The organism is Eubacterium sp. AF19-12LB (genome assembly GCF_003479125.1).
Classification (GTDB): domain Bacteria; phylum Bacillota; class Clostridia; order Lachnospirales; family Lachnospiraceae; genus Eubacterium_U; species Eubacterium_U album.
The window spans coordinates 46,941-72,581 of the sequence record NZ_QUGP01000003.1 but is presented as its reverse complement, the minus strand read 5'-3'; the positions used below and the strand labels follow the sequence as shown (position 1 = coordinate 72,581).

The window sequence follows — 25,641 nt, the reverse complement described above, 5'->3', positions numbered from 1 at the left end:
AATCTTTTTAGCTCAACGTCCCTTTTTTATTAAGTAAAATTATTTAATTGTAACTTTCTTCTTTGCTGAGTATGGACTGTAAATCTTCTTGCCATTGTTTTCAAAGTAACTTCTTACTCTTACATAATATGTTTTCTTTGCTTTTAATTTCTTAATTTTGATTGATGTCTTCTTTGTTGTCTTAACCTTTGCAGCTTTCATGTTCTTCTTTAATGAATACTGAACTTCATATTTTTTTGCTCCGCTTGATTTCTTAAACTTTACAACCATAGCTTTCTTCTTAGGTGTTACTTTTGTAACTTTAACCTGTGAAGGTGACATAATATCAGCTACAACAGAGAAATCTTTTACTTCGATTGTACCACTCATGTTGTTTTCATCTTCATATTCTCTTAATAATGCACCGAATGCAAATTTAACACCTACTGTAGGATTTTTAACTCCACTCTGGTATTCTGACTTAAGTGATGGAATCATAAATGATGCTGTTACTGTAACCCATCCGTCATCTGCTGTATTCTTGCTATCAAGTGCGATAAATGATGAGAAATCTTTGTTGATGTTAGCATCGCCTGTTGTAAGAACACTTGCGCCACCAATTGTTGCTGTTAAATTTGTTAAATCTAATGCAGCACCATCTTTATCATTATTATCAAATACTTTGAAGTGAACATGTTTAACATAGTTATATTTTCCTGTTCCTTCATTATAAGCTGTACCATCAGCTCTTTCTACTGTCTTTGTAAGTTCATTTGATAATGTACTCTTAATCTTGAATGAAAGATTGTAATATCTTCCTCTTTCAACGTTCATAATCTGAGTTGCTGTAACTCCCCATGGATTAGACTGTGTAACTTTTCCTGTGAATGGATTCCAGTTAGCACTCCATCCTGTACTTACAACATTCATTGTAAATGATGAAGCTGTCTTAGCTGTTAAAGATGCATTTTCACCATAACTCTTGTAAGCATTAGCTGTGTTCATGTAACTCTGACCATCTTTAATTAACTTGTCTTCCCATTCACCATTGTCTTCTCTTGTATGAAGAGAATATGATGTCCATTCATTCTGTGATACGTTAGTTCCCTGTGCAACTGCTGCTGATGTAACTCCTGCTGCACCAATAATCATTGTTGCTGACATAGCTACTGCAGTAATCTGTTTAAATAACTTTCTCATTTTTCTTCTCCTTTTCAATTTGTTACTCTAATCATATATCGAAAACGTTTTTATTTCAATAAAAGAATGCAATTTTGTTGTTAAAATTTTCTTAATTTTATCTGAAAAATGTTATTTGATTGTTAAATTTGAATAAATAACCTATTTACACAATTCTTCTTAATTCGACCTTTCGATTTAACACTCCTTTTTTCCAAATCATCAAATATACTTTAAATTCTATTGAGTCTTTTACCCCAACAAAAGGTTCTTCAGTAATGACGGATGCCTCAATTCCATCTTTACTTAACTCTTCCTTTAACTGTTCTGCTTTCTTTATATATTTTTCTAATTTTTCATTTTCTTTTCCAAAATTTCTCACAGGATAATTTTCCGACGCTTTCACAAATATATTTATCAAATAATCAACCAATTCTTTGTGAGAATTTCTATGTAACATAGAAGCTATAATTTTTGCGACACATTTTTCAGGATGATTTTTATAAAATTTCAGCATCCTTTGCATTTTTCTGTCTCTAGTCAATTCTGCCATATCATACATTACCTGAATTGCTTCATTTGACGGAGTCCATGGATCGTCTTTTGGAACAATATATTTTTGTGGCACTGACGGATAGCAGCAATAATTTAAAGGTGGAAAATCCGACAAATGTGCTAATTTTAATTCTTGATTATTGCAATACTCTTCTCCTAAATATTCCCTTTTGTCCCGCACTATTGCAATCTTATATTCAATATTTCTTAAATATTCGTATCCTTTCACCCAAAAATGTCCGATTTTTCCGTAGTTGTATAAATGATTTTCCATGTACATTTTTTGAAAAAATATTGAAAATACTGATTCATTCTGATGTACTACCATAACATATTCTTTTTCATTTCCGGTTAGTGAAGCTGTAACACTACCTTCAAATTTACTATCATATGTGCCTGTTAGTCTTGCATTGTCAAATACAATAAAGCTTTCCACTGCATCATTCATTATGTATATCAGTCTGATTTTTCCATTCTCAGGTTTATCTGATACAAGTTCAAACTGCCCCGATTCTAGCAGTCTTTCTAAATTATATAAAGTCTCAAGTTCTTCCTGTTCATATTCTGTATTTTCATTTGTAACATCTATGCTTTGATTTTCCATTGTTTTTCTCCAAATTTATTATTAATCTCTTTTTATGATTATCATTCTTACGAATTTTTATAAAATAAAACAAGTTTAATTTAATAATAACTTTTTATATACGATACCTATTCGTAGCACGAACCAATCCATAGGCATCAAAGTTGGAAGTTTTTGCCCCAACATCTTATATATTTATTATACAGTATTGTCTGTACAATTTTTATATCTTTTACGTAATATTTTAATATAAAATTAATGATTTATTATTTATCATAAATGCATAAAGCAACTTAAATATATGTTTTATATTTTCACACCATGTTATAAAATATATATACAATTTATTTTTTCTAATTATACAAATGAAAGGACTTAAGTGATTTTTATGAGAAGAAAAGACCGTGAAATAACAGATTTTAATGAAATAATCGAAATAATCCGCAAGTGTGACTGTTGCAGACTTGCCTTTAATGATAAGGATTTTCCTTATATTGTACCTCTTAATTTTGGATTACATGTTGATGGCGATAAAGTCGAACTATATTTCCATTGTGCTAAGGAAGGAACTAAATTGGATTTAATCAGACAAGATAACAGAGCCACATTTGAAATGGATTGTGGTCACAGATTTATAATGTATGAAGAAAGAATGTCTTGTACTATGGGATATGAAAGTGTCATTGGCCACGGAACCATTGAATTTGTACCGGACGAAGATAAATTTGATGCATTAAAAATTCTTATGGCTCAGTATCACGAAGAAGACTTCAAATTTAATACAGATATGATGAAAGTCACTACTGTCTTTAAACTTGTTGTTTCTGATATGACAGGTAAAAGAAGAAATAATGTTCATTAATTAATGTAAAATATTATAATTGGGTAATATTGTAGGAATGCGTAGCATGGGACAATCATACACATTCTTGGCTGATTAAATATTTCTCTCTGATTGTGGAAATACGTAGCATGGGACAATCCAAAGGTATCAAAGTTGATGGCTTTTTTCCCGACATCATATCAAATAAAAGATTAACTAAAAAAAGAAATCCATATATTAACAGGTACCGTTCTAAAATTGCACTCTTTGTCAGTAATTAGAATCTGATACCATGCTACATTGGATTTCTTTTTTATGTTCTAAATCTCTTTATTACTTTTCTTTTTCCTATATTCTCTAGGACTTACACCCATTATTTTTTTAAAAATTTCCGCAAAATAACTAGAGCCATTAAACCCACATTCATATGCTATTTCCGTCATTTTCATATCAGTTTCCAAAATTAAATCAACACTTTTATTTATCCTATATTCCGTAAGATAATCATTCGGACTTTTATTCATTATTCCTTTAAATATTTTACAGCACTGGCTTCTGCTAACATTTCCCATCTGAGCAATCTCATCAAGACTTATTGCATTTTTGTAATTAGATTGAATATATCCAATCATTTTGTGGAGAGTATCTGTCCACGGTGACACTCCGATTCTTTCTACACCTCTACAATTTAATCTCTTTATTATTGCTGACATTAATTTGTAAGCTCCTGCAACCATATCAAATTCATAAGCATCCACCTTATTTTCCAATCGTGACATCATTGTATTAAATGTATTTGTCAATTCATCATGACCTCTGTCTCCTTTTCTAAATACAAAACTCGAAAACTTAGAGTCGTAAAAAAATGGATTTACGTATTTTTCTGCCAATTGTTTCGGATAAACTAAAACATTTGTAGGGACCAATATTCCATCAAATATACATTCCTCATAATTAATATGCCTGTGTCCATGAATCTGTTGACTGTTAACAAATATAATATCTTCTTCGTTCAATTCTATTACATTATCATTTACTAAATAATTCATTCTACCTGAGACAATTCTAATAAATTCAATATCATCATGCCAATGCATTATCCCACACATGTTAGGATAGTTTGACTGTTGCTCTCTCACTGCATATATTGGTATGCTTTCTATGGTATATGGTATAATTTCCGAATTATCCGTTCTAAGTCTGATGTTTTTAATTTTTTCCATTATTTACTCATCTCCTGTAATAATTAATCATAATCCAATATCTTTTATCGCTTTATGTTTAATAAGCTTTTATTATATTCTTTAATGTCAAATAATCTATGTATTGTATAAATGTACTATTGTTATAATCTTTTTATACTATTGTTATATTTATATTGTTCGATTGTTACATTAATTTTTATATAATTATAACATATTTTTATTTTTTTGCACTATTGTTATAATATATAAATTTGATATTTGTATTATTTTTGCATATTTTTATGTATTATACTTATAGAAACTAAATCTTTCATAAATTATTAAATAAAAAGGAGGCACCTAGATATGAACAAAGATATTGAATATGTATGGGATGAAGAACTTATGGACCTTGTGCCTGTTAAGAAATAACTTAACTTCCGACACAACTATATAAAAAATTTTAAACATCGTTAGAAATTTCATTAACTCACCTAAAGAAGCATCTCCAAATTATGGAAATGCTTCTTTTAACTGTTACATACACTGTTCCTCTTTTATTAATTGTTATTGCATAGGTTTTCAGTTTTTTCATTTTCTTTTTGAACAAAAAATATCCAAAAATAATATATGAATATTCCTATATTTATTACCGCCAAAACCGTAAGCATATGTTCCTGCTTGAATAAATATGATGAATAAGTAAAAAATGTAATTAATTGTAATATAATACATGGAATAATCGTACGCTTATAAAGCAATGCAAGCATAATTGCAAATATCTCATATAAATATCCATATCTCTCATGCATGTGCGGCATAGTAAGTACTGCTATGTATACAAAAATAAATGCCAACTGTAAAATTTGTTCTTTATTAATGTTTGACATTTTTTTCATTAAATAATAAAAAATCATTCCTATTATGCATATTGATATCATTGTAGCAGCAGTTGAATATTTTATATTTAAATCTGCCATCTCTGTAGAGAATATGGCCCATAATCCCGGATAATTAGATGTGAGACTTGAATTATAAGCCTGTGTCTGATTTTTAAAAATTAAAAACACATCCCAAATTTTTCTACCATAAATAATTCCAACACCACTTAAAACAATCATCATAAATGGTACATAAAAAATTTTTATAATAGAAAATTGTTTCTTTATCAGATAAATTATAAAAATAAATGGGAGCAAAAATATAGCCTGCAATTTTAATGAAAGAGCAACCCCATATGCGATAAACATAAAAGAATACTTTTCTTTTATACAAAAATATATTGTCCACGCACAAAAGGTTGCATATATCGAATCGCATTGTGCCCATGCCGATGAATTAAATATAACTATAGATGAACATACAACAAGTACAAAAGTCCAAATCATATACAAACGATTTTCAGTTAATTCTCTAATGACCATAACACATGCTAATGCCAATAAATAATCAAAAATGCACGATATCACCTTATATGTCACTAATGGTTTAAGCGGTAAATATGTAAATAAGGCAATTAGTGTCTGGTACAAAATACAATAATCACCTGTCTGTTTAGAAAGTGCATCTAAGCCTCCGCTATTTTTAATTTCTTCATACCATGGTAGTAAGAAATAATTGGCATCACCTGATACGATTGGAAGCAATCTGTTTCTTATATAAATAGATAATATTGTTATTGCTAACACAAATAAATAATCCGAATATTTAATTAAAATATCTACAATTTTTCGTTCGTTTTTTAACATAATTTTTTCCTCTTTTTTATTCAAAATAGCCGGATAACACATTTCATTGTTTACATATTTTAGCCCAATATCTGTTATTCCTTCTTCATTTTCTATAATTATCGGATGATAATTTTTAGAATAAAAAGCATAATTTAGCAATGAAAAATGTGCATCTAACATTGCCGGAATCATAAGAATACATTTTTCATCAATTTTGTTTCGTCTATCCTATAAATAAAATCATCCCCTAAAATAATATTAATTAATAATATATCATCTTTAGAGGATAATTCAATATTTAACAAAATTTTTTCTGCTTCTTTACTTACTCTGAGCTACTTTTATTCACACTTATCCTTCCAATACCCACCCGTTATTCATCACACGTAATCTTTTCTGCAAAATCTCTTATAAGCAACACTAAATAAAATACTTACAATACAGGTTTGCACCAAAATACTAATCCAATCATAAGCTTTAAACGAAGTAAATAAATGATTTTCCATAAACCATGAACCACAATCATTCCAGCTTGAAGCCAGATTAAATGATATTAACAAATCAAACCATGTGTTTGTAGAAAATTGTAATACATTTAATAATCCCAACATTGTAATGACAACAATAATTATACTTATGTAACTATTGTTAGTTACTAATTGAATGGCACTACTTAAAACACTGATAAGTATTATCAACACTGTTGCGTAGCATATTGTGAATAAAAGATATTTTGCATAACTCATTTTCGCATAAGTAATGAATGGATATTTAAGAATTCCTCTCGATTCCATAGCCATTGCCGATGATAATGAGGTATTCCAAAGTCCTTTATAAGAAATATTTGCGAAATAATATCCTAGAGTTCCTATCATCAAAATACCATTAATAACACTCCCGGCAATCATTGCACTTATCATTTTACTTTTCTGAATTGTTCGTCCCTTTTTGGTCGCATATACTATTCCTGTCGTATTGTTTATCCTTTCATAATCCATTAAAAATAATGTGCATATGCTTATTACAACAGCCATTTCCAGCAATAGTTTTTTAAATATGTTGTAATAAAGCAATTTATGTAATCTATATACCTGACCCGGATAAGTTAATTGTGTACTTTCTCCATCATTTTTTATTTCTTCTACTCTTTTTTCTAATTTTTTATAACAGTTGTCTATAAACAGTTTATACTTTCCACTTGGATTGTAATCATACAAATCCATTTTAGTATTTTTTACAATCTGCATATTAAAATCATCATATATTGAAACAACAGAATTCAGATATTCTTTATCAATTTTGTCGTTTAGAATATACTGATGCGTAAGTTTTATGTCTTTCTTATAATCATGAACCTGCATTTCAATATTCAAAATATTAATGACAAGAAAAAATAACATTAATATCCACACAATAGGATTTTTTATTATTTTTCTTATTTCATATTTTATCAGCAAATTACCACTTCCTTTTTCATCTATTAACAAATTTTTATACTTTAATTTTACTTATTAACAAATAGTTATCTTTTAATCTGCTTATTAACAAATAACTACATCTTTTTTCTTTTCATATTTTGCTAACGCTACTGCAATAATCAAACCAATAATTGTAAAACTTATGCAAATCAATATAGGGCGGTAAACATCGTAAGTTATTTTCATTTTGTTTTCTATTATCAAATATCCATACATTATTTTATTAAAAATAATAGCTATGATAACCGTAAAAGGAATTGCACTTGCAAAACCAACCACATAATTTAGTGATATTTTTGATATTAAAAAATACAGCATTATAAGTGACATAATTGCAAATATGTATAGTAATAAATTTAAGCAAATATATGTACCAAAATTCAAATCATACCATGAATTAACTCTTGCAGTGCAATATATAGGACAATCCAAATATTTTCCAACTCCTCTAATTATCAAATATACATAAAATATAATTATATGTGCTATTCCAACTAAAACGGTAGTAATAACGGTAGCTGTTATTCTGGTGTTAACCAAATTTCTTCCATGTTTTGTAGTATAAAATAATGTATTCACATTTCTTATTCTTTCCCGTATCTGATAAGGTATTATCAATAAAGCAGAACATATTAACATTAGCAAACCAATCAAAGGTAAATCACTTTTTACACATTCAGCTGCATCTTCTGATAAAAGCGACGTGTAATCTCTTGTATATAGTTTTTCCATTCTTTCAAGAAATTTAGGATTCAGCTTATTTACTTCCCCTGTATGTCGTCTTACATTTTCTGTTATATTACTCTCTGCATTTTCCCTACTAAGCCCTGCAAACTGTAACCCTGTTTCCCATTCCTGCCAGTAATCCACCTCCTGAATCAGAAATGTTTCTTCAGCATAGCTTCCAAATGAAATGTCATTTAATTTTTCTTTTACCTTATCATCCAGTCCTTCTTCTGAGCGCATTGATTTGTAATCTTTATAGTTAGTTATACCTGCATTTTTCAATACTTCATCCCCTGCAATATACTTGTCAACTTTTTCAATATATTCTTGTTTTATTTCTTCTAACTTATTTCTTTTACTAACCGGTAATTTTGTTCCGTATTCTTTCATTAATATGGTGCATAGTTTATCTTCTGCCCCCATATTAGATGTAGCAAAATAATTAGTGCTTAAAAACATATTGTAAAATAATGCTGTTAGTACAAAGATTACAAGCACGATTTTTATATTAAATATCTTTTTTAACTCAAATTTAATCATATTTTTCTCCTATTAACCATTATTATGTTAATTGTAATTAACTAAAAATACATCTTCCAAATTTGGTGAAACACTTACCTTATTATCATTATCCGTTCCATCATCTGCCTCGTCAAACACTCTTATTGTCATAAATCCTTTTTCCTGTCTTGCTGACAAAACAATATACTTTTCTTCCATCTTTTCATATTCTTTGTCACTTACCTGCATCTCAAATACCTTTCCTGATAACTCGTTACAAATATTTGCTACGGAATCCATTTTGTAAATATGCTTATCTCTTATAAGAATTACCTGATTTGCAATTGATTCAATATCTGACACAATATGGGTAGATAGTATGACTATTCTATCTTTTGACAATACTGAAATTATATTTCTAAATCTTACCCTTTCTTTTGGGTCCAATCCTGCTGTTGGCTCGTCCAAAATCAATATCTTAGGGTCATTTAACATTGCCTGTGCAATGCCAACTCTCTGAATCATTCCACCTGAAAATTTTCTCATTTTCTTGTCAGCATTTTCTGACAATCCTACCATTTCTAACAAATAATCAATTTTTTCTGCTGTTTCTTTTTTAGGTACTCCCTTTAAAGCTGCCAAATATGAAAGATACTGCTTTGGAGTATTATTTTTGTAATATCCAAAATCCTGTGGCAAATAACCAAGCAATTCCCTATACGCCGCTCCCATTGTTTTTATATTTACTCCATCATATAAAATTTCACCCTCAGTAGGATTAAGCAAAGTTGTTATCATCTTTATAATGGTCGTCTTTCCTGCTCCATTTGGTGCTAACAGTGCATATAATCCATTATCCATGTTTAAACTTATATTTTCTACTGCCGTAAATTTTCCAAAATTTTTCGATACATTATTAAGCGTAAGCATTTTCTTTTTCCACCTTTCTTAAATAAGCTATAAATATTCCAAAACTAATAGCTGCAATTGCAACACAAACAACAGTAGGCACTGTATTTAGCATTGTATTTATAATTAATGAATTATATTTTGATATTCCTGTCGTTCCCACTATCCATGCTATGCATAAAAAAACTATATTGTAATAATTATTAAACCTGTCATACAGCCATAGTGATACTACAGAAAAAATAAATGACGTAGCAAAAGCAATAATGACTATTTTTAACTGATATTTAACATCAGTTATAATTAACAGCATTGCCTCATTGATGACGATTGCTAATATACTCACATACAACATTCTAAGTGTAATAATATAACTTTGTGAGTATTTCAATGTGCGTTTAAGTTCTACTATTGCAGACTGTTCTTCATTCCACATTGATAGTGCAAAAAATGACACATTAATAACAGGAAACATTATTATTATCATGTATTCAGGACTTATATAATCATTTATTGAAAATGAAACATATCCTAAAGATATTGCAAACAAATATATAGCAAGTGACATTAATACAAGTAATTTTGACTGATAGAATATAACATTTATTCCCGGTCCTAAGAATAGATTTTTTAGCCTTGTAATCAATGGCTCTTCCTCTTTTTTAGTCGCATCAAGTATAAAATTTATACTGTTTTGTTTTTCGATTTGTGTAGGGTACTCAATATCAAATTTATATTTATTTTCCATAATTACGCTAACTCCTTTTTCAACATTTTAATCATCGTATAATAACGCGTTTTAACCGTGTTTTCTGAAATACCTAATTCCTTAGAAATTTCTTTAAATGATAACTCCTCAAATATTTTCATTTGGAATATCCTAATCCACTCATTGTTATATCCGGATATAAGTATCATCACATCCTGAATCATTTTTTCATTTGTCATTTTATTAATAATCATTTCTTCCTGATTATCATTCGTCCCGATGTAATCTGTTTCTACCGGACCGGCTTCTAATAATTTTTGTTTATAAAATCTGCTCCGATAAAAATCTGTTATTTTATTTGAGGCCAACCTGTAAAGCCATGTTCTAAAAGAAGCTTTTTTCTCATCATAGCTATGTAATCCATTTAATACTGCTATAAAAATGTCCTGCGTCATGTCCATCGCTAACTCTTTTTCCTGAAGTTGTTTATAAGCATAAACATAAATTTCGTCATAATATCTGCTGACCAGTTCATTTGCTGAGTTTCTGTCATTTTTCTTTTTTATCTCTCTAATAAGCCTATAATCTGAATGCATTCTTTTTCTCCTGTAATTTGTATTACATTATTATATACGAAAATTAATTGAAAATAGTTTTAATATTTATTATATTGGAGGAATTTCTTATTTAATCCCTCTTTTTCTACTTATAATTAACTTTATGATAATTAATATATTAAAATTAAAATCAGACAGATAACCTAGATTAGATATATTTAATAAATGATTTAGATATTTATTATCTAAAAAGATATTACAAACTCAAAATGCCACTTGATTTTATTTCAATCAAGTGGCATTTTATCTGGACACTCCTAATTTTGACATCATGAGTTCCTGTATTACTTACATTTAATGCTTTTTACTTTACTCCATTTTGTGTATTTTTTCTTTCCTTTTGTTATGTTATATGCTCTTACTCTTACAAAATATTTCTTACCGGCTTTAAGTTTTTTAATCTGCATTGAATGCTTATTTGTTTTCACAATTTTTTTATTCTTTGTGAATTTCTTATTCATTGCGTATTGTATCTGATAGCCTTTGGCATTAGACACTTTATTCCATTTAACTGTTATTGTCTTTTTCTTTTTAGATGATAATTTTATGTTAATTTTTGCTTTCGCAATTTTAGTTTTTTCCTTAGTTTGATTCGTTTTATCTGCGTTTTTATTCACAATCTTGCATTGTATTCCATTTGCTTTAGCATACTGTGCTGCATATGAATTTTCAGTTGTATATATTGTAACTGAAATAACCGGTTTTCCACTGCCAATCCAGAAATATCCTGTTTCGAAACAACTTTTTCCTATGCTATTAACGCTTGCAGGAATTGTTATTTTTTTCAAATTTCTGCAACCATAAAATGCTTCATCCCCTATCTTCTGTAAACCTTTGCCAATTTCAACTTCTTCTAAATTATCAAAACTTTTAAATTCATTATCCGGAATGCTTGTTATTCCTGACTTAATTACAATTTTCTTTACTTTGTTCCTTATATTTGTCCATGTGTTGTCAGATGATGAATAACTAAATCCTCTACTTGTTGATGAAACTGGATATCTATAATGAACTTTTGTATCAATATCTATCGCACCTGAACCTGATATTGTTAATGTTCCATTTGAAGACTCAAAATCCCATGTTGCATTTTGTCCTGCTACACGATATATTTTTTTATCCATCTTTCCACTATTAATATCTATAGAATAAAAATCAACCATATTTGAACTTGATGCATAATATATAATCTTTGAGCCATCTACAATCGGATGACAATCTGAAATTGGTGCCGATGCTGTAAATTCCCGGCTAATTTTATTACCATTTCCATCTACAAAAATGTAATGTAAAATAGATGACTCTAATAAATCTTCTGTCCCTGCAGTCTGACTTTTTCCATATTCTTCCCATGAAATCATAAACTTGTTATCATTTATTTTTGTTATTTGAGTTCCAATAAAACAACTTCCATCATCTTTATAGTTAGTCATCCATTTTATCTGTGTATTTTCTTCATCAAATTCATTCTGTGAAGTAACTGTAAGATAAATATTATGTGCAGTATTCGTATTTACAACTTCATATTGACTTTGATCTATAGATGTTCCCAAACACAAAACATTATCTTCTGAAACAGCCAAATCATCTACACTTGCATAACATGATATAGCCCATGCTGATGTATGTTCTCCACCATATTCAAGTAATGGAATAGATTCTGCTCTTAATGAATCGGCATTGTATTTTGTAAGTTTAGTATATCTTGAACCTTCACTTTGTTCTAAAACATACAAATTTGAATTCTTCTCAACTATGTATTGTGCAAAAGAATGCCACAAATCGCTTTTAACTATCTGACCCGTCATTGTATTTTCATCCACGCTAATCATTAAAAATCCCTGATGTCCCTGCTTATACATTGGGTCTACATAGCCCTGATGCCCTGTTACAACAAATAATTTTCCATTGTATTCTGTCATTTCAACACACCCATAGTCAAATGGATACCTTACTTCACCACCAAATAAATTGCTGTTTCCTGTAATTGATGCTGCTCCAATTCTGTTCCAATCTTTATCATATTTTATTACACGAATTACCTCAGCAGTATCTGATTCATCAGTGTTGCTTACTCCTTCAACCAAATAATAGCCATTATTTCCTGCATAAAATCCACCCCACATCGGCAATTCCATATTTATATTTTTTCTGCTCTGTATATTAAAATTCTTGTCATAATATTCTATTCCAATGTTTTCTTCATTATAAAAAACACGCATATATCCATTCGCCAAATTAACCAGCTGTGACTTTTTCCTTAATGATCTGTTCAAATTATCATATGCTGTCGGAATTAGTCCGTTATCTGCTTTAACCTCTTTCTTTGTCACAATTCCATATGAACAACTTAACGATATTGTTAATACTGTTGCTACAAGTTTATTTAAAAAATTTTTCATTTTATTTTGTTTCATTTATAACCTCCTGAATATTTCTATAAGGAACATCCGTAAATAATTCCCTTAATTCATCTGCTACACCTAAAGCTGTTGCTATCTTTGTAAGACTTATTAGCGATATCTGTCCTGTTGCTTCAAATCTTTTTATTGAGCCATAACTAACTCCACTCATATTTGCAAGTTTTTCCTGAGAAATAGAACGTCTTTTTCTTACCTTTCTTAATCTATCTGCAATTTTTTTCCAATAAGAGAAACAAACGGGTAAAGCCAGAGCTGATGCAGTACTGGTTACTCCTGAAAATATATATGGAATAGAAATAAAAAGTGATGCCGATACCTATACACGGTTAGCTAAACAGGTTAAATATTATAATTTATATATTAAAATTAACCCCAAAAGTTTAATTTCATATTTAAAAATTACAATATTTATACAGAAACTTATTTTCAATCACATAATTTCAAAAATCATAATCCGTTCTCTACTATCATTTCCGTCAAATAAATCTCTGCAATCAATCTCATCATAATACATTAATTCGTCTACCGTCATTAAATACGAAATATATTCATCTGATGGATAATAAAAAAACAGTTGTATCGTTCTTATATTTTCATAATAAGAATCTAGTATCTGTGCAATTACTTTTTGCAAGATTTCTACAGAAAATGGGTTAAAGAAATAAATCTTATCCACACTTTCAAGTACTTCAAATTTCTCTGCATTTGCAAGTTCAATTATGACTTTATTAGATGACACTGCAGTTTCTTTATTTGTCATTGCCCTTTCATAAATACGCTCATCGTACTCAATTCCAATTGATTTGCATTTTGTCTGATATGCCATAAAATAATCAACTCTTCCTTTGCCGCATCCATAATCAATCAATGTATTATTTTTACGTATAAGCCCACTGTTGGCAAGACGCTCTAGCACTGAATACGGCGTTGGCTCATAAGGATATCTATATTGGTCTGCTTTTGAATCATCTCTTCCTGTGGTGCGAATCTTAAGAAGTTTGTCCCACCTTATTTCGTTTTTGTCTTGTTTCATAATTTATCGCAAAAATGCATATCTCCTATCTTACACTTTCCATTTTTTGACCTATTAATATCAGTAACTCAATTACTTATTCACCTTATTCATTCCCTTAACAATTCCTACGGCAATTGTTTCTAATGTCTTATTTGAATGATTACTACTCTTATCTCCCACTTCTAAATCTACAGAAGGTATTGTAGAATAGGAAGTTTGAGTCAAATCAATTCCCATTACACCATTCCCATGTATTTTAACTCCGGCATTTTTCATTCCCAATACGAGATTTTTTCCTAATTTGTTATGTTTTTTCCAATTTTTAGAAACCGGATACATATTTTTATATGACTGATTATCTGGAACACCAATATAAAAAGCCCCTTTATTTGATGAAGTCGAATCATAATGAAGTGCAATATGATAATCTGCGCAGTTATTTGCATATACAGTTCTTCCTATATTGTCTATCTGAGCATCTTCGCCTTCCCTAACCATTAAAACATTATATCCTGCTTTTAAAAGTTTCTGCTTAACTATCATTGCCAAATTTAATGTAGCCTTTGCTTCAGGTGTCCCGTCATTTAAAGTAGTTCCACCATTAATTGATGTAGCTCTTATTGCTCCCTGCGAAGTACTTCCGCCGGTTACCTTGGCGCTACCATCAGGATGGCATAAAGTCTTAACACTTTCACCACCTTTAGTTCCATGTCCTGCATTTATGCAAACAGTTTTGTTCTTAACCTTTGATGCACTTGAAAAATATAAAACAGCTGAATCTGTATGTATTTTTGAATAACTTGCAAATTCCCATTTAGAATTCCACGAAATTATTTCAGCACAGCTACTCCAGTCTGAATAATATTTATTTCTACCCTTCTTTGCATATCCTCTGACTCTTACATAGTAATTTTTCTTACTATTTAATTTAGCAAGTTTTGTAGAATTTTTATTTTGACCTTTTATTGTTTTAATTTTTGAGCTTACAAAATTTTGGTCTGTAGAATATTGAATCTGATATCCATTAGCCTTACTATTTTTAGTCCACGAAACTGTAACATTTCCTGACTTTCCTGATAATATATTAATATTGCTTTGCTTAAGGGAATAATTCTTAACTTCCGGCAAAACTTTACTTTTATCTTCTTTTACGGCCTCTGTATTACCTGTAGAAATTTCTTCTGCTTCTACTATAGAATTAAATGCAATATTACCCGGCATTTTAAGTCCGTTATTATTAATTTCTGCAAATACAACTGTTGTTACTATAATCAGTCCTGATGCAATTATTTTTTTTATTGTATTTCTATTCATATACTACCACCTTTCTTACTTACTCTGATAGATATTTATTAAGTGCAAATAAATTTAGCGGGGAATTTTTCTCAAATCAAATTAACCCATTTATTGTTTAACCTCTTATATTTTTTCAGAAAAGGCGAAATCCTAAAGAATCCGGACTTCGCCTTTTTATTATAAATACATTTTTGCAACCGCTACTAATACATCTTTATTTGTCTTATATATTTTCTTATACATGCTATTTTTTACAGGTGCCGGTGTTAATCCTGTTTCTAATGTACAATTTAGTATATTTCTGGCATCAAGATAATCACTGAATGTTCCATAATGAGTCTGCCCACTTATTATGTGAGTATAATGTGTCATGGAATAAAGCATATTGCTAAGCTTTGTGTGATTAAGATGATACATAACTTCACCTGCCTGATGATAACAAATTACTACATCAGGTTTAACTTTCTCTACTACCGATACCTGTGCCTTTGTTTCCGGTTCAGATATAGGTGTTTTACCGGCATACTGCTTATGCCCTGGTGTTTTTGCACCACCTCTGTCGAAACCTTCTGCGTAATTTCTATTTATATCTATACCTCTGGCATTTGCTTTCCATATCTTGAAATCAACTCCGCCTGCTATCTTATAAAGATTTTCACGTAACTTAGCATTTCTTATTTTTTTAGGTCCATACTGACTGATTGTTACTCCGTCCGGATTTACCATTGGCATAATTACTAATTTAACATTATTAAAGATTGTACTATATTTTTTTCCTTTATATTTTTTCGTATCATATCCTCTGCAATAATCTTCAATAACTTTCATCATAAATTTAGTATTCATATACTCTCTTGCATGCACGGATGTTTCTACATAAACCGTTTTCTTTGCTTTAGCATTCCCCAATGTAACATAGTATAAATTTCTTTTATCCAAACTTTTTCCTGCAATATCAACTTTTAATATTGAACCGTATGCTTTCTCTAATTTCTTTAAATCTACTTTCATATCTGAGTATGAATATTTTTTATCTGATGTATTTACTATTTTTTTAGCATTACATTTGTAGGTAATATATTTCGTTTCAACTAATAATTCCTGATTTCCCACTTTAATTAATGAATATCCATTATTACATTCTTTATAAACATAATAACGAACACCTTTTTCAACTTCTGTCACTTCCTCTAATTTCAAATTATATGCAGAAACATTCTTCTTTACGTAGCCACCTTTTTTCACGTTTTTTCCTGTTGTGTCCACATCCGGTTTAGTTGTCGGCTGTACAGTTGTTGTTTCTTCTGCTTTTGTTGTAGTTGTTTCCGGTATTGTAGTTGTTTCCGGTATTGTAGTTGTTTCCGGTATTGTTGTTGTTTCCTGCGGCGTAGTTGTTTCCGGTATTACTGTTGTTTCCTGAGGTGTAGTCGTTTCCGGTAACGTTGTTGCTTCTTGTACTGTCGTTTCCGGTACTGTTATCTCTCCCGAAGTTTTGGCTTTTGCCTCTGTCAAATTAATTCCCATTGCAATTATTGCAATTAACATTAGTGTCTTTAGCGTTTTTTTCATATGTTTTTCCTTTCAATTTTTCGTTCCAGTTTATATATAAATATTATACTACAAAATGCCTGTTTATTTAATTACTAGAATTCTATTTTTGTTGAAAAATACATCTTCTATGGTTTATTATTTAGAAATAATAAAAAAATGGTTGGGCACGGGGTCCCAACCTGATAATAACCTTTCCAAATATACATATGCAAAATGTAGTAACTCATTAGTATTTCTATACTTTAATAAAACTACTCGTCATTTTCCTGTTGTTGCAAATAAAACATTGTTTTCTGATTTTCAATCTCTGCTCTTAATTCTTCCTCTGTTGGTAAGTATAACTTATATTTTGATGCAAACAGCTGTTCATTACCATGAAGAATAGAATACTTTGCAACGTCCTCATCTGTATCAGAACAGAGGACAATTCCAATCGTAGGATTGTCTCCTTCACTACGTTTAAGTTCGTCATACATCCGAATATACATATCCATCTGACCTACATCCTGATGTGTAATTTTCTGCGTTTTCAAATCTATTAGTACAAAACATTTGAGAATATAGTTATAGAAAACAAGATTAATATAATAATCCTGCTTTTCTGTATGAATATGTTGCTGTCTTGCCACAAAAGCATACCCTTTCCCTAATTCCATCAAAAACTTCTGTAAATTAGACAAAATGCTATTTTCTAAATCACTTTCAGTAAAATCTGTATTTGAAGCCATACCTAAAAATTCTGCAATAACCGGATTTTTTATAAATTCTAACTTATCATTCTGATATTCCTTGGTTAGTTCATTCATTTCATTTTCTACAAGATTCTTCTTTTGAGTCTGAAGCATACGGTAATAGTACTGTGAAGAAACATTACGTTGTAGTGTTCTAACACTCCATGCTTGTTGAAGCGCTTCTTTCTCATACCATTCACGTGCCTTTTCATCTTTTACTTGTAATAAAATGCGATAATGTGTCCATGATAATATCGGTTGAGATTTTCCACTCGCTGAGTGGAAAATCTCTGGATAAGTTTTATAAAATGAATAAAAATTGTATATATTTGTTTTTGTAAAACCTTTTCCATACTCTGTTGATAATTCCTTAGATAATTTCTTTATTATCTTTGCTCCATACTCTGCCCGCTTTTCACCATGCAATTCCTCACTGGCGATTCGATAACCCATCATCCAATTTCTCTGCACAAGAGTCATATTAACTGCCTGATGTGCAGCTTTCTGTGAGGATTCAATAATCTATCGCATGTCTTTTAATATATCATCTGTCTCAATAAAATTATCCATAATACTATTTTGACCAGTGTTTATTAGTTTATTCTCCATATGTATTATTCTCCTTTGCCACTTCTTGATACTGATTTTTTTCTGCAATAGTGCCTTAACCATTTTATCTCTATCCTTTTTTTGCTACAAAAGTAACTACACTTGTTTTCAATTCACATATTCCACTATCTCTCGGAATATCATATTGCTGATCCACCACAGTAGATTTTAATACTGTCCATTCACTAAAAGCTTTTTCAAAAATCCTTTGCATTTCTTCTGTAGGTAAGCATACTTCAAATTGTGGAAGTATTTCATTTCCTGTTTTCTTGTCAAACTCTTTTATATTAGAATTTACAACTAAACATACAATGCCATTTTTGCGGATGCCATGTTCTATTTCCCGCAATTTATTAACAAAGATTTCTTTTGAATCTACGTGTTCCAAAGATGATACCGCCATTACTAAATCATAATTTCTTTCTTTAATTTGATAATCATCAATCGATTTAACTATTCCACATATATTTGATGTAACACCATATTCATCGGCATTAGCATAAAGTTTTTCGATAGCTAAATCCAGTATATTCACACAATCTATTTTACACAACCTATCATAATAATGTCGAGCAATACATATGCAATTTCTTCCATTTTTTGTATCTTTTATTTTTACTCCACTGATTTATCACTTTTTTGATCTCCGTTATGAGTTGTTCTTTATTGGTAATATAATAAATATATTTTGATGCAAAATATTACTTGTCAATCCTTCTAAAGCATATTCTGCAACCACTGAATCTTTATCAGTGCAAAGAATAATACCAGTTGGCTTATTAGATTCTTCGTCATTTACTATTTGCTAATAGCCCTAATTTTCAGCCTATATTTCAAAATCTGAAGTTTATGACAAGCTTATAACTGTAACGCACTACAATTTTGTTGTATATAAATCATAATATAAATATTCTTAATTTAATGTTCCTAATTTAATTTTACTATCTAATTCCCATAACGCAGTTTTATTACTATCATACCTAAGTCTTTTTAATGCGGTATTGTAATCAACCCATTCATATTCCGTATGCTCTTGAGACAATTTCAAAATTGTTGTATCTATCCTAACCGCAAATGTATATTCAGGAATAACTAAACAATTTTCACCCCATATTTTTCTTGCTTCTTTAAAACAGTATGTTGGTATGCTATTTTGTGTATCAAGTACAGAATATTTACAATCCATATCTATGTTTGCTTCTTCATATGCCTCTCGTTTTGCAGATATTATTATAGTTTCGTCCTCATCTTCTCCACCACCTGCTATAAATTGCCCCTTCTTCGTATAACCACAATAACAATTTACGCGAAAATAATTCAACAGATAGTGATAAGAATTTTCCTTCTTCTACCACATGCAACAGCTTAAACTGTGACTCCATTAAAGATGTTTTTTCTCTTAAGTCTTTTCTATCAAATTTCGTAATACACGAACTTCCTACCGGATATAAAATATTTCCATTATACATATTTTTAATAGTATATAAATACTTTATATTCTCTTTTCCACATATGCATATTTCAGAGCATTTTCATCTTCCTCGCAATCAATAATTTCCCACTCCATTACAGCATTATCCCAATTATTACTTTCTGATTTATCAATAACTTTACAAATCAAATTCTTTACATATGTGCCTTCCATAGTTTATTATTTTATCTCCTTCTTTTTAAAGTTATTCCTATACTTATCTGTATACCACTTTGGTATATACGTTTCAAAATTGTCGTAGTCATCAAGTGCCATACGGCATCTAACTACCATACTATCTATATCTTCTTGCCCAAATTTCTCTGCCCATTTAATTGAAAATAAAGAAGCCTGTGCTACATACACTGCAAGTGTACTCCAAAAGTCTTCTGGTATTTGGTCATCAAAATATGCATCTATTTGTCCGATACAATACGGAATGCTGTTTTCAATTCCAAAACTTTCAAGTTTATAGAATTCTTCATAAGGGTCACCAACTTCCCAACGATTAAAATCAATTACACCAATTAAACCATTATCTGTGTAAATAAGATTTCCCGGGTGATAATCCCCATGCATATATACAGGTTTCTCTTTCCATATTAGGTCGATATTTTCCTTTACATATTTAATTGCAATTTCATCACCATCAATACGAACGTGTGACTCTTCATAACGTGATAATTGCTGCAACTTCTTCGATTTCTTTGTATCTTTTGGAATATCATTTATATCAACATCTATTGAATGTATTTTCTTTAAAATCTTTCCTGCTTGTCTTCCAAGCTGATATTGTTGTTCTTCTGTCAAATCAGATAATACTTCTTCTAAATCTTTGCCTTCAATCCAAGTAAGCAACATATACACGTTTTTTCCATTGTTACAAATTCCAAAATCAATTGGTTGAGACATTAAAAATCCAAGTTTTGAGTATTTTTCTACAATCTCATATTCTTTTTTCTTTGTTTCATATTGTTCCATATCTGATATTCTAAGCAATATCATCTTTCCTTCTTTTGTTTTAATAAAGTATTTACTATCGCTTGACCATCCCTTTGAAACCTTATCAACAGATTGCCAATCACTACTATTCTTTATATCTTCAAACATCTGTGTACCTCTATATTTCATAATTATCCAACTCTACAACTTGGGATTCGTTTACTTGATTTACGGACAATTTTTTCATCCAATTTCTCTATCAATTCACACAAAATAGCTAAGTATTCTAATGGTAATTTATACTGTTCATTAAAAACTTTCAAAAGTTCAATAATGTTATTCCTGTAACAAGCTTTATTAATAAAGATGTTACAATTAATAAATGTAGCCACCTCGTTTGCTATGCTTACACCTATATCCTGTTTGCCCGATAAGAACTTAATCAAACTACGATGAAACAAACGAGAGATTTGATAGTGCATATCATCTCTTAAAGCAAACTCTTTACATAATTTTTCATTTCTACTGTAATCGTATAACTTAATATCATCAGTATGGAAGAATTCACTGTCTGAAATATCTATTTTTTCGATTATTTCCAAATCAACAGTTACTCCATCTTCATATATAACGATAAGTATGCCTAATGGTTTATGGGTAAATAATATATACACAGGTTTTCCATAACCATAAATCAGTTCATTCAATTTTTCCGTGTTACAAAAGGTACTTATATCTACATCAAAGAACAATGTAGCAGTTCTATGCAAAAAAAGAACCACTTAACCAAATGTGACTTTTATTTTCTTCCGCAAATCGCATAACATATTCAATATACTGTTGCTGATTGTTCTTCATATGATAGCTTTTACCTCCTCACTAATTTCAACCTATATTTCAAAATCTGCAATAACACCATTTTTTACGCATCCAACAATATTCAAAGCTTCTCTCTTTGCTCTTTCTCTTCCCTTTGGTGTATTCATCCAAGTATCACGATTTGTATTATTATCATCCGCAGGACCGGGAACTATATCTATATGTATTGGAAATAAGTACCTTGCAATTGCTAAGCTGCGTCTCATATGATATGTACTTGTTACTAACAATACTTTTTTTACTCTATTCAACCAAAATGCACGTTGCAATTCTACTAATGCACAAAGAATATTTTCCACTGTACTTTGTGATTTATTCTCCAAAATAATATTTTCCTTTGGCACACCTAATTCCAAAACCCTTTTATACATATGCTCAGCTTCAGTACTTTCTTCATCCGGAAATTTTTTTAAAGCACCGCCACATAATATTATTTTGTTTGCTCTGCCTGAATTATAGGCTTTCACTGCTACTGGAACTCTATATTTTGATGCCTTTGTACTTCCTAAAACAATAATACAATCAATATTTTCTCCTGTATCCACTATGCCTTCAAATAATAATTTATCTATTATTTCATTACTTAAATCTTCTTCTGTAATTTTTGATACCCACATTTCTTTTACCCTTTCATTTTTCTAAGCAAATATTTCTTATTATATTAATCCTACTACTTTGAAATAATTATGTTCTATAATGCAACAAACATTCCATATTCCTTTGGTACATTTAATATTCCATTTGTCATATTTTGCATTAGTACGTCTTTTATTATATGCTTTGGTACATCATTCAAAGTTGTCATACTCGACAGGGAGTAAATATAATCTATCATATCATCTACATTAGTAACTGCTAACGAATCTATATATTCTAATTTATCAACTTTAGAAAATGTTTTACTTAATATCTCATATCCATTTTGAAGTGTGAAGTTCTTATTTATATTGTTTTGAACACCATATTCAGAAAGAATTTTTGAAAGATATTCTATAATTCCATGTTCTCCATATGTTGCACAGTAAAAATGTCCACCTTTCTTTAATACACGTCGCACCTCATTCAAACCTTTATCAATATCTGGCACATGGTATAATATCATGTTTGCTATAACAACATCAAATGTCTCATTTTCGTAAGGGATTTCTTGAATATCTATAACCTTATATTCGGTATTTTCATAGTTTCCTATGTTGCTTTTTGTTGTTGCTACCATTCCTTCTGAAAAATCAGAAAGTATTAGTTTTGAGCAAGCTTTAATCAAAGACTGGCTATTCTTCCACATATCTCCTGTTCCACAACCTAGTTCTAAAACTTTCATTTTCTCATCAATTCTATAATTAGACATTATCCAGTTTCCAAAACCCATTTTGTTTGTTGAATATTTATCGTGAATAGATATTCTTGTATTTAAATTGTTTGCATTAGCATACTGCTGTTTTACAACTGATGTATTATTTATTTTATTCATGTTAAACCTCACTAACTTTTTATTCTTCTACTCATTTTATTAGCTCTCAAACTGGATTTTGTCACCTTCTACATATTGTATTTCCCAAGACAATAATTATCACAACATCAGCTAAAATAATACCCAATGCAATATACACAAAAAATACCGGTAAAATATTTTCAAACACTCCCATAATTAATAGAAGAATTGCTATGACAGACATTCCAATTTCCATTGTTCTGCATAGCTTTTTTTCATTATATTTTGCCTTTTCTTCTTTTGAAGCTGTATTATATCCGGAAATTAACCAACTTCCATGTCCAGAAATCAAAACTATGGAAAATACAGCAAATATTATAAATCCAACATATACTACCCAGTCTGGTCCAGTTGATAAGTCTGCCAGTTTCATTTGTATAACACCTCCCACCAAATTCCGAGTTGTTAAAGTCCACAAGTCGAAAATTCTGCATTACTCATCATCCTTAATCATATATAACAAATTATTATATTCTGACTGCACAAGTAATTGCTTAAAACCAGAAAGTACTTCTTCTTTTGTATAATTGTTGTTAATCAAAAACTCACTATCTTTCTCACTAAGGTATTGATAGAAAAGAGCTGCCGCCATAACATCATCATTATTTGTATAATCAATGTTATCTAAAAGTATATTCTCCGCTTCGTTAATTTGCCCTGAATCAATCATATCAAGAAAATCTTTCAAATTTTTTCCTGATACTTCATATTTATTTTCTTTTTCAAGTTCAACAGAAACATACTTTTTCCCAAACATTAAAGAAAATAATACTCTTACCATTTCTTTTATCATTCGCATAATATAGTCTTTTTCGTCTGTGAAATACATTTTTCACCTCCATAACTTCCGATTGAGATTTCACCTGTTTTAAGAGATTTAATAACTGTTATATTTTGTTATTAAATTCTCCGCAAACCCTTGAAAGCACTGGATTTGTCGCAGGTGAGCTTTCCCTTATTTTTTCCCTTGTGTTATATCGTCCCATCAGTGTTTATGAACTCTGATAAGGGCAAATACAAGGGCAAGAAAAATCTATAAAACAGTATAACACAAACGGATTCCCTTAACTGATCCTGAAGTAAATGTTACCTATCACCTGATTAGTTCCGCTAAGAGTACTATTTTACAATCTGTTTCGCCCACTTTTGAATTTCGTTATCAGAAGTAATCTGTTTTTCTTCATTAAAGCGTACATTGAGTCCCGCATGAACCGTTTTTTTTAGACATAAACCAATAAAATATAACACAAAATGCTAAAGCAAACACAACACCAAAAACATTTTGAATCACTCTAAGACTAACCGCTCCTTGTAGTCCATAAGTCTCTGCAGCAATGGCTAAAGCACCAAATGTGTTAAATACTGCCTGCCAGCCATATTGTGCTGAAAATCCTACACCGATTCCACCAAGAATTCCTATATATGCATAGATTGACGAAGGAAGCAGAAAATATAATACTGTAAAACATATAACACCTGCAATATTTCCGACAATCCTTTTACGGACTCTGTAGTGCATATCTTCCATAAACGGCAAAATCGTGGACATGGCCGCAATACCAGCCCACATTGCACGTGGCATATTACAAAGTTCTGCAATGCAAAGGACTATCGGTACGCATAAAATCTGACATATCTGCCATTTTGTTCTGGAAGAAATGATATCAAATTCTTGTATCAGATCTTTCAGATTTCTTTTATAGGTTCTGTTTTTATGATTTCGATAAAATACGAAGCAGGTAAGTGCTGCACCTAAAGCCATTCCGACTAATCGCATCTGATAGCTTTTTCCCGTAACATCATAACCATATAGCAGTAGATACCCAAGAACCAATGTAGATTGATTAAACATGAATGGATTATGACATCCGAACAGAATCAACACAGCCAGTGCCGCAATATTTAACAGCATTCCCAACACCGGTGAAAACTGATTTGCTAAATGCGGACATACAGTCATAATTACAAAGAACAAAGCCAAAAGCATCGTAGATTGTCCGATGTGGATCCCCAGATCCGCATTTCTAAACACCATGAGACATAATAAGACTACTACACCTACAATGCTGTTCTCCTTTCCAAATAGGATGCTGAAAATACTAACAAAGAAAAAACAAAATGCCATTGTAACAGCTATCTTCACCAGATATACCCACATATGATATAATTTTTCTTTTAGTGTTTCACTCTTTTTCAACAGGTTTTTAGAACCTGCCTGATTTAACTGCAACTCCTGATAAAATGTCATATAAATCCTCC

Annotated in this window: 26 protein-coding genes; 1 reads left to right on the top strand and 25 read right to left on the bottom strand. The window is 30.2% G+C overall.

The features are described from left to right. Positions 1–39: 39 nt before the first annotated feature. Both DWX29_RS03565 and DWX29_RS03560 read right to left on the bottom strand, forming a co-directional pair. Positions 40–1,179, bottom strand: coding sequence for a hypothetical protein (locus DWX29_RS03565; RefSeq protein WP_117909951.1), 1,140 nt, complete (start codon positions 1,177–1,179; stop codon positions 40–42). A 145-nt stretch (positions 1,180–1,324) separates the two neighbouring features. Then, positions 1,325–2,317, bottom strand: a complete 993-nt coding sequence (locus DWX29_RS03560) for a DUF3878 family protein (protein WP_118565195.1) — start codon at positions 2,315–2,317, stop codon at positions 1,325–1,327. 367 nt (positions 2,318–2,684) lie between these two features. On the opposite strand from DWX29_RS03560, the gene DWX29_RS03555 reads away from it, so the two are divergent. Beyond that, positions 2,685–3,158, top strand: coding sequence for a pyridoxamine 5'-phosphate oxidase family protein (locus tag DWX29_RS03555; RefSeq protein ID WP_117909949.1), 474 nt, complete (start codon positions 2,685–2,687; stop codon positions 3,156–3,158). Between the two features lie 281 nt (positions 3,159–3,439). Here the strand turns inward: DWX29_RS03555 and DWX29_RS03550 are convergent, their stop codons facing one another. The 23 genes from DWX29_RS03550 to DWX29_RS03440 all read right to left on the bottom strand — a co-directional run bounded on the left by DWX29_RS03550 (position 3,440) and on the right by DWX29_RS03440 (position 25,630). Next, positions 3,440–4,342: an AraC family transcriptional regulator gene (locus tag DWX29_RS03550; RefSeq protein ID WP_118565194.1), complete on the bottom strand. Its 903-nt coding sequence runs from the start codon at positions 4,340–4,342 to the stop codon at positions 3,440–3,442. Between the two features lie 521 nt (positions 4,343–4,863). Further along, the gene (locus DWX29_RS03545; RefSeq protein WP_118565193.1) at positions 4,864–6,225 is read right to left on the bottom strand and encodes a hypothetical protein; all 1,362 of its coding nucleotides are present in this window, start codon (positions 6,223–6,225) and stop codon (positions 4,864–4,866) included. A 188-nt stretch (positions 6,226–6,413) separates the two neighbouring features. Next, positions 6,414–7,490 (bottom strand): hypothetical protein, encoded by a 1,077-nt coding sequence (locus DWX29_RS03540; protein ID WP_118565192.1) that lies wholly within the window; start codon positions 7,488–7,490, stop codon positions 6,414–6,416. Positions 7,491–7,574: 84 nt separating this feature from the next. After that, a complete protein-coding gene (locus tag DWX29_RS03535) occupies positions 7,575–8,777 on the bottom strand; it encodes a hypothetical protein (RefSeq protein ID WP_118565191.1) in 1,203 nt (400 codons plus the stop codon). 27 nt (positions 8,778–8,804) lie between these two features. Beyond that, positions 8,805–9,668 (bottom strand): ABC transporter ATP-binding protein, encoded by an 864-nt coding sequence (locus tag DWX29_RS03530; RefSeq protein WP_118565190.1) that lies wholly within the window; start codon positions 9,666–9,668, stop codon positions 8,805–8,807. Continuing rightward, positions 9,655–10,395, bottom strand: coding sequence for a hypothetical protein (locus tag DWX29_RS03525; RefSeq protein WP_022088528.1), 741 nt, complete (start codon positions 10,393–10,395; stop codon positions 9,655–9,657). Before DWX29_RS03525 ends, DWX29_RS03530 begins: the two co-directional genes overlap by 14 nt. Positions 10,396–10,397: 2 nt before the next feature. Continuing rightward, the gene (locus DWX29_RS03520) at positions 10,398–10,952 is read right to left on the bottom strand and encodes an RNA polymerase sigma factor (RefSeq protein WP_118565189.1); all 555 of its coding nucleotides are present in this window, start codon (positions 10,950–10,952) and stop codon (positions 10,398–10,400) included. A gap of 305 nt (positions 10,953–11,257) precedes the next feature. Further along, on the bottom strand, positions 11,258–13,390 hold the full coding sequence (locus tag DWX29_RS03515) for a leucine-rich repeat protein (RefSeq protein ID WP_118565188.1): 2,133 nt from the start codon (positions 13,388–13,390) through the stop codon (positions 11,258–11,260). After that, a complete protein-coding gene (locus DWX29_RS03510; protein ID WP_346432192.1) occupies positions 13,377–13,610 on the bottom strand; it encodes a helix-turn-helix transcriptional regulator in 234 nt (77 codons plus the stop codon). The genes DWX29_RS03515 and DWX29_RS03510 overlap by 14 nt, the downstream gene beginning before the upstream one ends. Before the next feature lie 216 nt (positions 13,611–13,826). Continuing rightward, positions 13,827–14,429, bottom strand: coding sequence for a class I SAM-dependent methyltransferase (locus tag DWX29_RS03505; protein ID WP_118565187.1), 603 nt, complete (start codon positions 14,427–14,429; stop codon positions 13,827–13,829). Positions 14,430–14,501: 72 nt separating this feature from the next. Then, positions 14,502–15,725: an N-acetylmuramoyl-L-alanine amidase gene (locus DWX29_RS03500; protein ID WP_118565186.1), complete on the bottom strand. Its 1,224-nt coding sequence runs from the start codon at positions 15,723–15,725 to the stop codon at positions 14,502–14,504. A 159-nt stretch (positions 15,726–15,884) separates the two neighbouring features. Further along, entirely contained in the window at positions 15,885–17,276 is a 1,392-nt protein-coding gene (locus DWX29_RS03495; RefSeq protein ID WP_118565185.1) for a M14 family metallocarboxypeptidase, read from the bottom strand. A 233-nt stretch (positions 17,277–17,509) separates the two neighbouring features. Continuing rightward, a complete protein-coding gene (locus tag DWX29_RS03490; protein WP_347497649.1) occupies positions 17,510–18,508 on the bottom strand; it encodes a PDDEXK nuclease domain-containing protein in 999 nt (332 codons plus the stop codon). Positions 18,509–18,668: 160 nt separating this feature from the next. Continuing rightward, positions 18,669–19,133: a hypothetical protein gene (locus tag DWX29_RS03485; protein WP_158574490.1), complete on the bottom strand. Its 465-nt coding sequence runs from the start codon at positions 19,131–19,133 to the stop codon at positions 18,669–18,671. 378 nt (positions 19,134–19,511) lie between these two features. Next, positions 19,512–19,919 carry an NUDIX domain-containing protein gene (locus DWX29_RS03475; RefSeq protein ID WP_158574489.1) on the bottom strand — a complete coding sequence of 136 codons (408 nt, stop codon included), beginning with the start codon at positions 19,917–19,919 and terminating at the stop codon, positions 19,512–19,514. Between the two features lie 171 nt (positions 19,920–20,090). Then, a complete protein-coding gene (locus DWX29_RS12625) occupies positions 20,091–20,243 on the bottom strand; it encodes a hypothetical protein (protein ID WP_158574488.1) in 153 nt (50 codons plus the stop codon). A 6-nt stretch (positions 20,244–20,249) separates the two neighbouring features. Further along, the gene (locus tag DWX29_RS03470; RefSeq protein ID WP_243053224.1) at positions 20,250–21,200 is read right to left on the bottom strand and encodes a phosphotransferase; all 951 of its coding nucleotides are present in this window, start codon (positions 21,198–21,200) and stop codon (positions 20,250–20,252) included. Between the two features lie 2 nt (positions 21,201–21,202). After that, complete coding sequence (locus DWX29_RS03465; RefSeq protein WP_118565181.1) at positions 21,203–21,781, bottom strand: hypothetical protein; 579 nt, start codon at positions 21,779–21,781, stop codon at positions 21,203–21,205. A 120-nt stretch (positions 21,782–21,901) separates the two neighbouring features. Then, entirely contained in the window at positions 21,902–22,507 is a 606-nt protein-coding gene (locus DWX29_RS03460; RefSeq protein WP_118565180.1) for a YdcF family protein, read from the bottom strand. A gap of 74 nt (positions 22,508–22,581) precedes the next feature. Further along, entirely contained in the window at positions 22,582–23,361 is a 780-nt protein-coding gene (locus DWX29_RS03455) for a class I SAM-dependent methyltransferase (RefSeq protein WP_118565179.1), read from the bottom strand. A gap of 61 nt (positions 23,362–23,422) precedes the next feature. After that, on the bottom strand, positions 23,423–23,755 hold the full coding sequence (locus tag DWX29_RS03450) for a DUF3784 domain-containing protein (protein ID WP_118565178.1): 333 nt from the start codon (positions 23,753–23,755) through the stop codon (positions 23,423–23,425). 60 nt (positions 23,756–23,815) lie between these two features. Beyond that, positions 23,816–24,211, bottom strand: coding sequence for a DUF6483 family protein (locus DWX29_RS03445; RefSeq protein ID WP_117910577.1), 396 nt, complete (start codon positions 24,209–24,211; stop codon positions 23,816–23,818). 354 nt (positions 24,212–24,565) lie between these two features. Then, the gene (locus DWX29_RS03440; protein WP_117910576.1) at positions 24,566–25,630 is read right to left on the bottom strand and encodes an FUSC family protein; all 1,065 of its coding nucleotides are present in this window, start codon (positions 25,628–25,630) and stop codon (positions 24,566–24,568) included. Positions 25,631–25,641 lie beyond the last annotated feature (11 nt).